This is a genomic window from Thioalkalivibrio nitratireducens DSM 14787, from assembly GCF_000321415.2.
GTDB classification, from domain to species: Bacteria; Pseudomonadota; Gammaproteobacteria; order Ectothiorhodospirales; family Ectothiorhodospiraceae; genus Thioalkalivibrio; species Thioalkalivibrio nitratireducens.
Window position 1 is genome coordinate 857,388 of record NC_019902.2, and the last position, 14,045, is coordinate 871,432.

At 67.3% G+C, this 14,045-nt stretch carries 11 protein-coding genes and 1 tRNA gene; all 12 read right to left on the minus strand.

The genetic code is table 11. The annotated features are described in order from the left end of the window. Positions 1 to 247 precede the first annotated feature (247 nt). Positions 248 to 1,147 carry a phosphate/phosphite/phosphonate ABC transporter substrate-binding protein gene (phnD, locus tag TVNIR_RS04375; RefSeq protein ID WP_015257766.1) on the minus strand — a complete coding sequence of 300 codons (900 nt, stop codon included), beginning with the start codon at positions 1,145 to 1,147 and terminating at the stop codon, positions 248 to 250. Between the two features lie 180 nt (positions 1,148 to 1,327). Beyond that, positions 1,328 to 1,423: transfer RNA gene (locus TVNIR_RS19620), tRNA-Sec, on the minus strand. 233 nt (positions 1,424 to 1,656) lie between these two features. Further along, positions 1,657 to 3,573, minus strand: coding sequence for a selenocysteine-specific translation elongation factor (gene selB, locus TVNIR_RS04380; RefSeq protein WP_015257767.1), 1,917 nt, complete (start codon positions 3,571 to 3,573; stop codon positions 1,657 to 1,659). Beyond that, the gene (selA, locus tag TVNIR_RS04385; protein WP_015257768.1) at positions 3,570 to 5,015 is read right to left on the minus strand and encodes an L-seryl-tRNA(Sec) selenium transferase; all 1,446 of its coding nucleotides are present in this window, start codon (positions 5,013 to 5,015) and stop codon (positions 3,570 to 3,572) included. Before selA ends, selB begins: the two co-directional genes overlap by 4 nt. A gap of 571 nt (positions 5,016 to 5,586) precedes the next feature. After that, positions 5,587 to 6,552, minus strand: a complete 966-nt coding sequence (locus TVNIR_RS04390; RefSeq protein WP_015257770.1) for an MBL fold metallo-hydrolase — start codon at positions 6,550 to 6,552, stop codon at positions 5,587 to 5,589. 202 nt (positions 6,553 to 6,754) lie between these two features. Next, positions 6,755 to 6,994 carry a nucleotidyltransferase family protein gene (locus TVNIR_RS04395; protein WP_237251741.1) on the minus strand — a complete coding sequence of 80 codons (240 nt, stop codon included), beginning with the start codon at positions 6,992 to 6,994 and terminating at the stop codon, positions 6,755 to 6,757. A gap of 101 nt (positions 6,995 to 7,095) precedes the next feature. Beyond that, positions 7,096 to 7,572, minus strand: coding sequence for an FKBP-type peptidyl-prolyl cis-trans isomerase (locus tag TVNIR_RS04400; protein ID WP_015257771.1), 477 nt, complete (start codon positions 7,570 to 7,572; stop codon positions 7,096 to 7,098). Between the two features lie 22 nt (positions 7,573 to 7,594). Beyond that, on the minus strand, positions 7,595 to 8,140 hold the full coding sequence (locus TVNIR_RS04405; protein WP_157092188.1) for a hypothetical protein: 546 nt from the start codon (positions 8,138 to 8,140) through the stop codon (positions 7,595 to 7,597). Positions 8,141 to 8,144: 4 nt separating this feature from the next. Then, on the minus strand, positions 8,145 to 9,122 hold the full coding sequence (locus TVNIR_RS04410; RefSeq protein WP_043739301.1) for a TorD/DmsD family molecular chaperone: 978 nt from the start codon (positions 9,120 to 9,122) through the stop codon (positions 8,145 to 8,147). 464 nt (positions 9,123 to 9,586) lie between these two features. Beyond that, positions 9,587 to 10,756 carry an NrfD/PsrC family molybdoenzyme membrane anchor subunit gene (gene nrfD, locus TVNIR_RS04415; protein WP_015257775.1) on the minus strand — a complete coding sequence of 390 codons (1,170 nt, stop codon included), beginning with the start codon at positions 10,754 to 10,756 and terminating at the stop codon, positions 9,587 to 9,589. A gap of 12 nt (positions 10,757 to 10,768) precedes the next feature. Then, positions 10,769 to 11,521: a 4Fe-4S dicluster domain-containing protein gene (locus TVNIR_RS04420; protein WP_015257776.1), complete on the minus strand. Its 753-nt coding sequence runs from the start codon at positions 11,519 to 11,521 to the stop codon at positions 10,769 to 10,771. A 28-nt stretch (positions 11,522 to 11,549) separates the two neighbouring features. Then, entirely contained in the window at positions 11,550 to 14,027 is a 2,478-nt protein-coding gene (locus TVNIR_RS04425; RefSeq protein WP_015257777.1) for a molybdopterin-dependent oxidoreductase, read from the minus strand. Positions 14,028 to 14,045 lie beyond the last annotated feature (18 nt).

The following is a 14,045-nucleotide window of genomic DNA, read 5'->3' on the forward strand; positions in this document are numbered from 1 at the left end:
GCCGGTGCCGCCGGGCGGCCTCGTGCCCCGGAATGCCGCTACTGTGCAAAGACTGCACTGTTCGCGTCCCTGTGACTCGTAGGGCGGAATAGCGCAGCGTCATCCGCCGTTCGGCGCTCGCGCTACCTCGGCGCCCATCGCAACCTGGGCGTGTGAGCGGCGGATGACGGCCTTCGGCCTTTTCCGCCCTACGACTTTGGCCCTGTAGGGCGGAAGAGCGCAGCGTCATCCGCCGTTCGGCGTTGGTTCAGCCGCCGACGCCGATTCCGGATTCCAGCAGGTCGCGGTAGTCAAACCACTCGGACAGGTCGGCATCGATGAACTCGCCCGCCTTCAGGTAGCCGAGGATCTGGCGTCCCTCCGGCGTGCTGTCGGTGTCGAGCAGGGCGGCGCGCAGTTGGCTGATCAGTTCCGGTCCGAGATCAGCGCGGGCGACCAGCGCGTAGTTCGTGAATTCGGGCGTTTCGTAGACCACCGGCGCCTGCTGCTGCAGGTTCTCGCTGGCTTTGTCCCAGGACGCGTAGTTCATCGCGCCGAGCGTGTAGGTGCCGTTGGCGACCATCTGCATCACCACATCGTGGCTGCCGCTGTACGCCACGGTGCGGAACACGCGCTCGGGCGGCAGGCCCGCCTGCTCGATGAAGAACTTGCGCGGCATCAGGTGGCTCGAGGTGCTGCTGCGGCTGCCGAACGTGAAGGTCCAGTTCCGGCCCTGCGCGGCACTCGCCAGTTCGCCGAGATTCGCCACCGGTTCGATGCCGGAGCCGTGATGCGCGACGAAGTAGGTGACGAAGCCCTTGTCGATGTCGCGGGTGCCGAGAACGACGAGGTTGTCCTCGCCCATCTGCATCATCGCCTGCGCGGTGGTCACCGCCCCGAGCCAGGCGACGTGGGCGCGTCCGGTCGCGAGCGCGGTCACGCTGGCCGCGTAGTTCTCGACGTGCATGTACTCGGTGGGGATGCCGACTGCGTTGCCCAGGTGGGCGGCGAGCGCGCCGAAGTTCTCGCGCATGCGGTCGGCGTCGCCGTCGTCGGGAATCGCGGTGATGATCAGGCGTTGCGGATGCTGGGTATCGGCGTTGGCGTTTCCAAAGCCGGCGGCGAGCAGGGCGGCGGCAGTCAGCAGGACGGTCAGGAATCGTTGCATGGGTCGCTCCTCGGTGGTGGTTCACTCGGGAATCGAAAGGCGCGGGAATTCCTTGCAGACAAGGTCGCGATCCACGGACCGAATCGGGTTTCCCGGGCTGCTGTTCGATCAAGCACTCGCGCCGGACCGGCGACGACCTGACCGATGTCCGCCCGGACATCCCAGGTCGGGAGAATCGGTTGGCGGAAGGGCGCGGGAGTCGAACCCACCCGGGACCGCCTGACGGCCCCAACCGGTTTTGAAGACCGGCCGCACCACCGGGCACGAAGCCCTTCCTTCACCGACCACGTCTTGCGCCACACGGGCGACTGAGCCGACGCCTGCCGGGGGCAGCATCGGCCCGAAAATCCGCGCGGTGGCGGGGTTGCCCCAGGTCCGCGCGTACATCTGCGCCGGAGAAGCCCCGGCGCCCTTCGGCGGATGACGGCCTTCGGCGTTTTCCGCCCTACGACTTTGGCCCTGTAGGGCGGAATAGCGCAGCGTCATCCGCCGTGTTGCACGGCGATCACTTACCGCAGCCTCAGCAGCGAGTCCGGAAAGATCCGGTGCTCGTCGCCGACCCGGCGAGAGTAGCCGATGCGGTCGAAAAACTCGAGGATCTGGATCGCCACCTTGCGGCCGGTGCCGATGCGGTCCCGGAACGGGGCCGCGAGCGCCTTGCCCTCGAGCTCGGACAGCTCGCGGGCGATCGCGGCCAGGTCGGCGACCGCGGCGCGCGTGTAGTAGTGGTCGTGCGCGACCTTGTAGACCTCGCCCATCCCCGCGAGCTGGCGCATCAGCCGGCGCACGCGGTCCTCTTCGAGCCGCAGCGCCCGGGCGATGTCACGGACCCGGGGCGGGTTGAACGGCGTGACGCCGAGCAACGGCCGGATGTCCTCGAGCCAGATGCGCTCGTCGGTGGGTGCGAGCATCACCCGGTGTCCGGGGAGATGGATCCACGGGGCATTCAGCACGACCTCGCCCGCGGCGGTCATCTCGTCCAGCAGCGTCCCGAACACCGGCCTTTCGAGCAGCGGTGCCGCGAGGCGGCGCAGCCTTTCGCGGTCCGGGCCCAGGCGGTCCGGGTGCCGCTGGTGCTCCTCCGCGAGCATCGCCAGCGTGCGCAGGCGATGCGCGTCCCAGTGTTCAGGGGCGAACGCGACCGGGCCGGCGGGCGTTTCCACCGCGCGCAGCCCTGTGCCGGCTGCCTGTGCCGCGGCCCAGGCGTCCTCCAGGTTCCACATGCGCGCAAAATCGCGCAGATTCAGGCCGCGCTCGGCATGCGGCAGCATTGCCGCCAGTGCCTCGGCCGGGTCGTCCAACGCGAGTGCGCGCAGCAGCGCGATGCGGGCGGGGCGCCGGCGGCCGCGGGCAGGCGGCCGGTCGTCAAGCACGACCCCGCCCGCGAGGTTGTGCCGCGCCGACGGGTCGCGCAGCACGAAGCGGTCGCCGCGCAGCGCGTGGGTCTGGCCTTCGAGCACCAGCTGCGCGAAGCCCTCGCTGCCCGGCTCGACGGCATCGCCCTCGAGTACCGCGACGCGGGCCATCAGGCGTGCGGATCCCAGGTGCAGGTGTACCGGGCTCCAGTGCCGCAGTGCCTTGGGTGCGTCGGCGAGCGCGCGCACCCGCGCGTCGATCCGGGCCGTGGGCCGGTGCAGTTCCGGATGCAAGACCCAGTCGCCACGCGCGATCGCGTCCTTCTCCAGCCCCGGCCCGGTCAGGTTCAGCGCGCAGCGCTGCCCGGCGGCGCCGGTTTCCGCTGGACGGTTCTGCGCATGGATGCCGCGCACGCGCACCGGCTGGCCCGACGGCGATAGCACGAACTCGTCGCCGACCCGCACCCGGCCCGCGTGCGCGGTGCCGGTGACCACGGTGCCCGAACCACTCAGCGTAAAGCGCCGGTCGATGGCGAGGCGGAAGCGGCCGGCGGCCGGTCGCGGGGGAATCGCCGCTGCCTTCGCGTGCAGGTGGGTGCGCAGCGCGTCGACACCGGTCCCCGTCAGCGCCGAAACCGGGAACACCGGCGCCCCGGCCAGCCCGGTCGGTGCCAGCAAAGCCTGGATCTCGCCCTGCAGGGCGTCGAGCCGTGCCTCATCGGCGAGATCGGTCTTCGTCAGAGCGACCGCGCCGCGATTCAGGCCCAGCAGTTCGAGGATCTGCAGGTGCTCGCGGGTCTGCGGCATCGGGCCGTCGTCGGCGGCGATCACCAGCAGCACGAAGTCGATGCCGGTTGCGCCGGCCAGCATGTTGTGCACGAGCTTCTCGTGGCCCGGCACGTCGACGAAGCCGAGCACCTCGCCCGATGCCAGCGGCTGGTAGGCGTACCCGAGGTCCAGCGTGATCCCGCGTGCCTGTTCCTCGGCCAGCCGGTCGGCTTCGACCCCGGTCAGGGCCTTGACCAGCGCCGTCTTGCCGTGATCGATGTGACCTGCGGTTCCGACGATCATGGCCGGGGGGCCTCCGCGCCGGCGAGCTGGGCCGCAAAGCCCGTTTCGTCCTCGAGGCAGCGCAGGTCCAGCCACAGCGCGCCATCGTGGACGCGGCCGATCACGGGGGAGGGCAGGTCGCGCAGTTCCCGCTCGAGCCGCTTCAGCGCGGTTCCCGATCCGCGTCCGGATCGGTGCGGGCGCAGGACCAGCGCGGCGCTCGGCAGCCGGTCCACCGGTAGCGCGCCGCTGCCGATCTGGCTCGCGCAGGCCTGCAGCGTCACCGTAAACCGTTCCCCGAACGCGGTCGCGAGCAACGGCTGCAGGCGCTTCGCGAGGACCTGGATTTCAGCCTGTGGCCGGGTCAGCAGGCGGAGCGTCGTGAGCCGCTGGGTCAGCCGGTCGGGATCGCGGTAAATCCGCAGCACGGCTTCGAGTGCTGCGAGCGTCATCTTGTCGACGCGCAGCGCCCGTTTGAGGGGGTTCTTCTTGATACGGGCGATCAGATCGGCGCGGCCGACGATCAGCCCGGCCTGCGGACCCCCGAGCAGCTTGTCGCCACTGAAGGTCACCACGTCCGCGCCGTTGCGCAGGGCTTCCTGCACGGTGGGTTCGTGGGGCAGTCCCCATTGCGCCAGGTCGACGAAGGTGCCACTGCCAAGGTCGATCATGAACGGAAGGCCGTGGTCGTGGGCGATCCGTGCCAACGTGTTCTCGGCAACCGCGGCGGTGAACCCCTCGATTGCGTAGTTGCTGGTATGCGCCTTCATGAACAGGCGCGTACGCGGGCCGATTGCCGCCTCGAAGTCGCGCGCGTGGGTACGGTTGGTCGCGCCGACCTCGACCAGCCGGCAGCCGGCGCGACTCATCACCTCGGGAATGCGGAACGCGCCTCCGATCTCCACGAGTTCGCCGCGCGAGATCACGACCTCCTTGCGCAGCGCGAGCGTGTTCAGTGCCAGCAGCACCGCGGCCGCGTTGTTGTTGACCACCGTGGCGGCCTCGGCTCCGGTGAGCTCCCGGATCAGGTCGTTGATCAGGTCGTCGCGGTCGCCGCGCCGCCCCCGGCCCAGGTCGAACTCCAGGTTGCAGGAGCCGGCCGCAGCCAGCGCTGCCGCATTCACCGCCTCGGCAGGCAGCGGCGCACGGCCCAGGTTGGTGTGCAGCACCGTGCCGGTCAGGTTGAAGACCCGCTGGAGGCGCGGCGCAGCGTCGCGCTCGAGCCGGGAGCGAACCCCGGCGAGCAGACGCGGCGGCTCGAAGTCGGAAGGATCCCGTGTGTCGCGGGCCCGGAGTTCGTCGAGGCGGGCGCGAAGCGCGAGGAGCACGGGCTGCCGGCCATGCCGCTGCTGCAGGTCGATTGCATCGGGGTGTGCCAGCAGCCGGTCGACCGAGGGCGGGCGTGGCCGGGTGGCGGTATTCGCGTCGTCGACGGGTTCTCGGGGTGGGGCAGGCGGATTCATCGGTTCTCCTCGGCCGTCACGCGGCACGTATCGGAGGCTGACGCGGAGTTGATTCAGAGAACGCTACACGACGCTCGCCGGTCGTGCCAGTCGCCCGGGAGTTTGCCCGAGGACGGCCCGTTGCTGGGAACCGGGTTCGGGGGCGGCCCACTCGGCTTCTCGTACTGAACCCGGCCGACGGAAAATGCGATCGTGGCGCTCACCCGTGAGGGAATGACCCAGCATCCCCGGCGCTTGCCCGAACTGGATGACGCGCGTCGGCTCAAGGGGCGTCCTGATTATCACGAAACCTCCTCAGCCAGTGCGATACCTCTCCGCGTCGGTCGTCATTGCGAGCGAAGCGCGGCAATCCAGGCGGCGCGGGGGGACCATCGCCCTCTGGATCGCCACGTCGCTTCGCTCCTCGCGATGACGCTGGTTTCGAAGATGGCCCAGTCCAGCTTGCGGAGCTTCCGTGATAATCAGGAGGGGCGTTGTGCTACCGGACACGCCACGCGGAGTGCCGCATTGCGCCCACCGCGGCGCCGGGAAACGTCTGGAGCCGCCGGGTTGATCCGAGCCGTGGGGTCCGCTACTCGGCTTCCAGGAAGAGGTAGGTGCGGTTCACGTTGGTCCGGTGCCAGTTGTCGTAGTGCAGCAGGTGTTGGAACTCCGGAAGGTCGGCGAGGCGATCGACGGTCTCGTCGAGCGTCTCCCAGTTCTCGAGTCCGGTACGCACTTCGCGGATGATGACCTCGAGATAGTCGCCTGCGTCGCGCCGGGCCGTGGCCAGGTCAGTGGCTGCCCCGTGTCCCGGAACGACGATTGCGGGGTTCAGTTCCTCGAGCTTGCGGAAGTTCTCGAGCTTGCCGACCGGGTCGCTGTTCGGCTGGATGCCCATTATGCGCTCGGTGTAGACGAAATCGCCCGTGAACACCACGTCCTCGTCGGGCAGGTGCACCATGATGTCGCCGGGGAAGTGCGCGTTCGCAACGAAGAGCAGGTCGAATGTCACGCCACCGACCTCCAGGCGGTGCTCGTCGGCATCGACCGGTTCGGCTGCCGACACCGGTTCGGTGCCGGCCATCGCTTCCTCGCCAAGCGTCCGGATCAAGCGCTGCAGGTGGGACTGTCCGAACTCCGGCTGGGTCTGTACGGTCCGGTGCAGTGCCACGATCTCCGCACCCTGATCACGGAACCAGCCATTGCCGAGCCAGCGGTGATCCTGGCTGCCGAGGTTGATCACGTGCGTGATCGGTTGTTCCGTGACACCGGCGACCGCCTGCGCGATCCGCTCGGCGACCTTTGCGCTGGGTCCGCTGTCCAGCATGACGACCCCGGTGTCCGTGACCACGAAGCCGACGTTGTTGTTCATACCCTGATTGAGTGGCGAGCGTCCTTCGATGGAGCCGTAGAAGTAGTAGACCCGGTCGGTCAACTGGAGCGGCTTCAGGATCTCGTCGATCGACCGATCGGTGTCCGCCTGAACGGTCGCGGTGGAAAACGCAAGTAGCGCCAGCGCGCTGCTGAAGAACAGGGTGAACAGTGAGCGGTGCATGGATCCTTCCCTTTGTCGTGGCGTCCGACGAGGGACGCGACACCGGGCGGCGGTATTCCCGTGGTCGTTTGCGCGGCATCCCCGACCGTGCCGAAGTGATTGCGGGACGATTGTATGATCTTCCGCAGGGATCGATCGATTCGTTCCAGAGCCTGCTGAATAGGTTGCAGGTAATCTCGCAGGGTCAGCGCGTCGCGCCGGGTCACAGCGAGCGTGCCCGGGTCAGGACGTCGTCTCGCCACCGGTCCGGGAGAACTCCTGGTGTCAGCACGTCCACCTCGACACCGAGCAGGTCGCTCAGCTCGGCGCGGATCGCACCGATGTCGAACAGCGAGGTTTCCTCAGTGGGGTCGACGAGGATGTCCAGATCGCTTCCCTTGATGTCTTCCCCGAGTAGCACCGAGCCGAACATCCGGGGATTGCGGGCATGGTGACGGGCCACGATCTGCTGGATCGTCTCTCGGTGTTCCTGCTAATGCGATGGAAGGCTTCATGCTACCGCTCCCCAATCAGGTGCTCCACGTTGACTGTACTTCGGTGTGGTCAGGTTGACGGCACGGCCACCCGGCCGGAGTGCAGTTCCTCGGTGGTTGCAGGTCTCAGGTCGAGAACCTCAAGCTCGACCCGCAGGGTTTTCCCCGCCAGCGGATGGTTGCCGTCGAGCAGAGCGCCGCGTTGGGTCAGTCTGACGACGCGAAGCTGGAAGGCCGGGCGGTCGCCGGTGCCGCTGTACAGCGGTGTCCCCGGTTCCAGCTTGGTACCGGGGGGCAGGTTCTCGCGCACGGTTTCGAACACGAGTTCGGGGCGGTGGGCGCCGAACGCCTGGTCCGGGCTCAGCGTCAGTGAGCTGGCAAAGCCCTTCCGCTGGCCAGCGAGTGCCGCTTCGATTGCGGGCAGCACGCTCGCGCGGCCGTGCAGGTAGACCATCGGGCCGCTGCGTTCGCTGTCGTCCACCGTCTCGCCGTTCTCGTCGCTGAAGCGGTAGCGGACCGTGACGACGCTGTCCGTGACGATGTGCATCAGGTGGGCTCCTGTGGGGATCTCAACGGGATTCGGGGCGGCGGCGCTTATGCCATTGCCACCATACCACCAAGGGCACCAGCAGGATCGCGATCAGGATCAGGGGCTCCACCACCCTGCGGTAGATGGGCGCCGGATACGTCCGCGCGAGATGCGCGGCGATCACCGCGCGGTCGCCGGGTTCCAGGTGCGCACCATTGAACCGCTGCATGCGTAGTGCCACGAGCTCCCATCCGAGGCGCGTCCGTGGGCGCTCCAGCAGGTCGTCCATGCGGTGGCAGCCCAGGCAGCGTGCCTCGGTCAGGCGCACGGGGTAGGGGCGTGCTGCGAGCTCCGCTTCCCGTTGTCGGCGGGCCTCGGCCTCCTGCCGCGCCTGCTCCTCGGCGCGTCGCCGTGCCTCTTCGATCTGTCGCTGCACGGCCTCCTGGCGGCGTTCGCGCTCCTCGTCGGTCAGGTCCGGCTCGACCGGAGGCAGGTACGGGTCGATATCCAGGCCGGCCGACACGTGGCCTGCAATGAGCAGCAGGATCACGGCGGGTGCCAGCGTGGCGGGTCTCCGACGGGACAAGGCGTTATCGCTTCGGCGACGGTGGTGTAAGGGAGCGCATTCCCATCGTGTCCGCTCGGCAATCCGGGCATACCGACAGGTGTTCGGTCGCGAGGCCCTGGGCCTCGAGGCGGGCGATCATGCCGGTCAGGGCCGCCCCGGCGACGAACGTGCTCCCGCAGATGCGGCAGTCGAGGCGGGCGTCGGGATTGCTGTCCGCCGCAGCATCGGGTTCCTGTTCCTGTTCCTGTTCCGATTCGGGATCGGCAGTCGATTCCCAAGGCGGGGGGGCGGGCGGCCGTTCCGACAGAAATGCCAGATCCCGCTTTAGCACGTCGGCAACGAAGCGTGTCAGTTCGGCATACGTGGGGCCCAGGCCATGTGAGTCGAGTGCCGGCAGGATCTTGCCGGCCAGTGCGTTGACCCCGGGAAGGGTGAAGCGTGCGATCAGGTTGCGGGCGTCCTGCAGCGCCTGCAGCGCGGCAGCGTCGTCGTTGCCAGCGAATTCCGCGGCACTGGCGAGCACCCAGGCCAGAAACTGGAGGTTCAGCGCCAGGTGGTCCGGCAGGTCGCGGAAATTCGGGTCGCGTTCGAGCCCGTGACGCTGGTAGTACGCCTCCATCTGCCGGGTCGATCCGCCCATGATGCCGCCATCCAGGTAGAACCCGAGGTTCAGCATGGCCGGGGCGGGTGGCGTCAGGAACAGGCGGCTGTATTCTCGGAGCAGCGACTCATCGTCCGGGATTTCGGCCAGTGCGGTACGCAGTTTCTCGATCCGGGCCGGTGTCGCCGCGGAGGCTGGCAGCTCGGCATGGAGTCCTGTCAGGTCTTCCAGCAGATCCTGGCGCAAGGCCTCGAGCATGCCCGGTGTCGACGGTGGCAAGAATGCGCGGGCCAGGCACAGGTAGGTCTCGGCCCTTGGAAGCAGCTTGTCTGGGTCCCCAGCGGTCAGGTCGCCCAGGTCAGAGCTGGGTTGGATTTCGATAGCTGCGTTAAGGCTCATGTGCATTCCTTCGGATAGCTGTCAGGTCGTCTGGTTGAGGTGAGAGATCCGTGCTCCCGATTCCGCCCACCCGTAGGGCGGAAGAGGCCGAAGGCCGTCATCTGCCGTTCGGACCCCGGTGCTGCCCCGAGCCTCTGTGCATCCCCTCCCCCGCGGCGGATGACGATGCGGTCTGCCGCCTTATGCTTCTTTCATGGTCTGGGTGGCCTGCGCCATGACAGCTAGCGTTAACGTCGCGACCATGCCCCATGCCCCATGCCCCATGCCCCATGCCCCATGCCCCATGCCCCATGCCCCATGCCCCATGCCCCGTGCCCGTGCCCCGTGCCCGTGCCCCGTGCCCGTGCCCCGTGCCCGTGCCCCGTGCCCCGTGCCCCGTGGGAGCGTGCCTTGCACGCGAACGCGCCCCGGAGACCAGCCCTCGGGTCGATTGCCTTTCATGGTCAGGGGTGGCCCCATGAGCATTAGCGGGCGTCCGCCGGCGCGTCGTCCAGGCGGAACATCCAGGTACCGACCGCGTAGATCAGCAGCCCGACCCCGACTCCGAAGATCACGATGCCCCACTCGGTCAGCGACGGGGTGTAGGCGATCAGATCCGGGTACCAGGTCCCCTTCCAGAGCGGAATCAGCTGGCCGCCGACGATGTACTCGTAGCGCCCGATGAATACACCGAGCAGGACGAGCACGGAGGCGAGGACCTGGATCAGAGGTTGCACCCGCAGCTTCGGCATCAGCAGCAGGATGAAGGGCAGGACCATGCCCAGCCACAACTGCACGTGGAACCACGGTGAATCGACGAAGTGCCGGGTCACCAGGCTGATTTCGGGCTGGTTGCTCCAAAGGCCGGTGATCACCCGGGCGACAGCCAGCACCAGTACCGTGCCCAGCAGCGCCGCGAAGATCTTCGGCATCAGGTCTGTCATCAGGTGCTTCATACGTGCGGACATCGACGTTGTCCCGAGGCGATGGGCGAAGAAGGCGAACAGGGTGGCGAACGCCACGCCGCTCAACGCCGCAGTCACCAGGAAATACACCGGCACGAAGCTGCCGTACCAGTAGGGCCGCATGGCCATCATCCCGAACACCAGTGCCAACGTGACGGCAGCGAGGCTCTCGGACACGAAGGTGGCGATGCCGACGGTCCGGCTGCGGGATGTGCTCCACTCGTCCCGGTGCAGGAGTGCCAGCTTCACGATCATGAAGATCAGCGCGATCAGGTACCAGACGCCCATCCAGAACAGGGGTGACTGAATCTGCAGATTCAGCGGGATCGCCCACAGCATGCGGAAGGGATGCCCCAGTTCGAGCGCCAGGGAGATGAAACCGGCGATCAGTACCGTGACCGCGAGCCACAAGCAGCGTTTGGCGATCGGGTAGAAGTCCTTCCACCCGAACACCATTGCCAGAGAGGACACCATCGCCAGCCCGGTCGAGGACAGGGCCAGGAACACATACGCGACCACTGGCAGACCCCAGACAACGTTGCTGCTGGTGTTGAAAGCGGCATGGCCCTCGCTGAACAGCGGCAGCGAGGTATAGACACCCAGACCGATGGCGATCAGCGCAATCAGGAGGGTCAGGATCGGCATCCCGCCACCCCGGGGAGCGTCCTGCAGTACGGCTTCGTTACTCATTTCTCATCTCCCTCAGCTCTTGGTCTTGGGGGTGAAGGCCGGGATGCCGGCGCCGGCGCCCAGGTAATAGACCTGCGGGCGGTTGCCGGTGTGATCGAGCAGGCGTACCCCGTGCTTGTCGCCGATCAGCCGGTTCACCTGGCTGGACGGGTTGTCCAGGTCGCCGAAGAAGCGCGCCTTCGGCGGGCAGGTGCGCACGCAGGCCGGCACGTACTCCTTCAGCATCGGATCGTCCTCGTCCAGATCAGGAGTGCCTGGAGGCGCCTTGCTGACCCGGTGGTAGCAGAAGGTGCATTTGGATACCACGCCGTGAGGCTGAACCCCGATGCCGCGGCGCCAGTCCTCCTCCGGGTTCTGGTACGGCGGGCTCCAGAGCTGGCCACCCTCGCCGGGGAAGATCGCGCGCAGGTCGGGCTCGAGCAGCGGTTTCTCGTCGGCATAGAAACGGACGCCGTACGGGCACGCGATCATGCAGTACTTGCAGCCGATGCACTTGTTCCAGTCCACGAACACGATGCCGCCGGCGTCCATGTCCTTGTAGGTCGCCCGGGTCGGGCACACGTGCACGCAGGACGGGTTCTCGCACTGCATGCAGGGGCGCGGCAGCCACTTCATCTGGCCGCTCGGGTACTGCCCCTCGTGGTAATACAGAACGTCCTGCCAGTTCTCGCCCGGCAGGGTGTTGTTCTCCATCGAACATGCGGTGGTACAGGCCTGGCAGCCCGTGCACTTGTCCAGGTCGATGACCATTCCCCACTTCGCCATGATTCAGCTCCTCTCGATTCGTGCAGGGTCAGGCCCGTTCCACCGTGACCATGCCGGCGTAGTAGCTGGCAAGGCCGGAGATCGGGTCGGAGACGTTCTCGGTGATTTCGCCGGAGTGGCCGGGCAGGCGCCCGCGGGCCCAGCGGCCCTGCGCCCAGTGGCCGTGTTCCATCGGCATCACCAGCGTGTCGGGCCGGTTCGAGGCCACGTAACGGCAGTACGCCTCGACGAATCCGAGGTTGGAGCGGATACGCACCCTGTCGCCGTTGCGGATGCCGCGGGCGCGGGCGGTCTCGGGGTGGATTTCCAGGTAGACGGTCGTCCGGCCGCCGGCGACCGGCTGCATCAGCGCGATCGCGTGCGGGATGTTGCCGCTGCGGCCCTCGGCATGCATCGGCGTCTTCGGGGTGACGAAGTACAGATCGCCCTCGCCGGAGGAAGTGGGTTCCACCCACTGGGGCAGCCCGACGCGGCGCGCCGGAACGCCCAGCTCACGCTGGATGTAATCGGCATGGGCCTCCAGGAAGCCTGACTTGAATTCGAACTTTCCGGAAGGAGTCTTGATCAGCTTTTCCTTGACCTCCTCCGGCGTCATCTGCCGGTTGTAGCCTTCTCCGTCCCATTCGTAGAACTCGCCGCGGAACTGGCGCCAGTGGTAGGGCTTCTTGTACCAGACCCCCTTTGCCTTCCAGCTCTCGAAGTCCCGTACACCATTGTCGCCCGGGTCGTTCTCGAAGCCCTTCGCGCGGTGGCGGAGCACATTTTCCACGTTGTCGAGCGCCTTGTAGAAATCGCCGGTCGGCCCCTTGATCCGCTTGCCGATCTCGATCAGCGTGTCGCCGAAATGCTTGGTGTCGTAGATCGGGTCGACGGCTGGGACGCGCAGCGCGGCCATCGGCCAGCCCTCGAACGGGTAGGTGGGTGAATCCTGCAGCCGTTCCAGGTAGGTGGGTTCCGGCACGATGATGTCCGCGTACATCGCCGTCTCGCCGGGAAACGGGGAGGTGTCGATGATGAACACGTCCTTCAGGGCCTCCTCCCATACCTTCGGGTCCGGCGCCGTCCAGATCGGGTTGGTGTAGAAGAACATCGCCGTGTCGAGCTTGTAGGGATCGCCCTTCAGGTGGTGTTCTGCGGTTTCCTGGATCATCGTGCCGGCCATTGGCCATTCCGCGGTGCCGGCCTTGTCGATGCGCGGATACTTGCCGCGGATCTCCTTCGCATAGTCGTCCATGAAGTCGTCGGAATTCACCGGCAGCGGGCCGTAGGAGGGGCCCATCTGGTAATACATGCCGCCCTCGGCAAACAGACAGCCCGAAAGGGCGTTCAGCGCGTGGATCGCCATGCCGTTGTAGGTGCCGTTGGTATGCGAGGTCGGCCCCCGTTCCATGATCGCCATTGCCGGGCGCGTGGTCCCGAACTCGCGTGCGACCGTCACGATGGTGCGTGCCGGGACGGTGGTAATGCTCTCGGCCCACTCGGGCGTGCGGTCCTTCAGTTCGTCGTTCCACCACTCCTCGATACCGCGGACCCAGCGCTCCTCGAAGCTGCCCCGGGGAATCGGCCTTCCTGCCCGGAACGCATTGCGCCCGTCGCGGAAGTCGCCAACGAACTCCTGGTCCCAAAGCCCTTCAGTCAGCATCACGTGGGCGATCGCCAGCGCCATGGCGCCATCGGTCGCGGGCTTGATGTATACCGCCCGGTCAGAGGCGGCCATCGTCGGGTTCATCCGCACATCGACGGTCGTGACGCGCGTCTGCGGGCTTTTGGTCCGCATGTGGCCCCAGACCTGCATCAGGTAGTTGTACGGGCGGAAGGCCTCGAGGAAGGCGGCACCGAAGTTGAGGATGTAGTTGGTGTTCCGGTAGTCGTAGGAGTTATACGAGTTGTTCCCGTCGGTCGCCTGCTTGGCACGCTTGGAGCCCTCGGCGCATATGGAGGCATGGCCGATCGCGGAGTTCGGCGTGCCATAGAGCTTCCCGAAATCTCCATAGAGGCCCGCGTCCGAGGCGCCCCAGCCGCGGCCGTAGAAATGCGCGAAGCGGAAGGACTCGCCGCGGTCGCGCAGGTCGTTCAACCGCGCCGCGATGGTGTCCAGCGCCTCGTCCCAGGAAATCGGCACGAAACCGGGATCCTCGTCCCGGCCCTTGCGCGGGTTGGTGCGCTTCATCGGCCCCTTGAACCGGTCCGGGTCATAGAGGAAATAGGTGCCCAGGTGTCCCTTTGGGCAGAGCTTGCCGTTGGCGATCGGGTTGCCGAGGTCGCCGTAGATCGCGTGCACCCGCCCGGCGGTCGTGTAGACGTCGATGCCGCAACGCGCCGGGCACTGGCCGCAGATGTTCTTGGTGACTCGGGTCTCGCCGCGCACGGGCTGGGCGTGGGCCTCCTTGACCGGGGTCAGCCCAGGCAGGCCACCGATGCCGGCGACGGCCGCACCCGCCGCACCCGCCGCGGCACTGGTCTTCAGGAAGCGCCGCCGGTTCATCAGGGTTTCGAATAGCTTCATCGCGGTTCTCTCCTCAAC

Excerpts from the sequence above, each read along its gene's own strand:
- TVNIR_RS04390 (WP_015257770.1), bottom strand. The coding sequence starts at position 6,552 with ATGCACCGCTCACTGTTCACCCTGTTCTTCAGCAGCGCGCTGGCGCTA.
- TVNIR_RS04410 (WP_043739301.1), bottom strand. The coding sequence starts at position 9,122 with ATGAGCCTTAACGCAGCTATCGAAATCCAACCCAGCTCTGACCTGGGC.
- TVNIR_RS04400 (WP_015257771.1), bottom strand. The coding sequence starts at position 7,572 with ATGCACATCGTCACGGACAGCGTCGTCACGGTCCGCTACCGCTTCAGC.
- selA (WP_015257768.1), bottom strand. The coding sequence starts at position 5,015 with ATGAATCCGCCTGCCCCACCCCGAGAACCCGTCGACGACGCGAATACC.
- selB (WP_015257767.1), bottom strand. The coding sequence starts at position 3,573 with ATGATCGTCGGAACCGCAGGTCACATCGATCACGGCAAGACGGCGCTG.
- TVNIR_RS04425 (WP_015257777.1), bottom strand. The coding sequence starts at position 14,027 with ATGAAGCTATTCGAAACCCTGATGAACCGGCGGCGCTTCCTGAAGACC.
- phnD (WP_015257766.1), bottom strand. The coding sequence starts at position 1,147 with ATGCAACGATTCCTGACCGTCCTGCTGACTGCCGCCGCCCTGCTCGCC.
- TVNIR_RS04420 (WP_015257776.1), bottom strand. The coding sequence starts at position 11,521 with ATGGCGAAGTGGGGAATGGTCATCGACCTGGACAAGTGCACGGGCTGC.
- nrfD (WP_015257775.1), bottom strand. The coding sequence starts at position 10,756 with ATGAGTAACGAAGCCGTACTGCAGGACGCTCCCCGGGGTGGCGGGATG.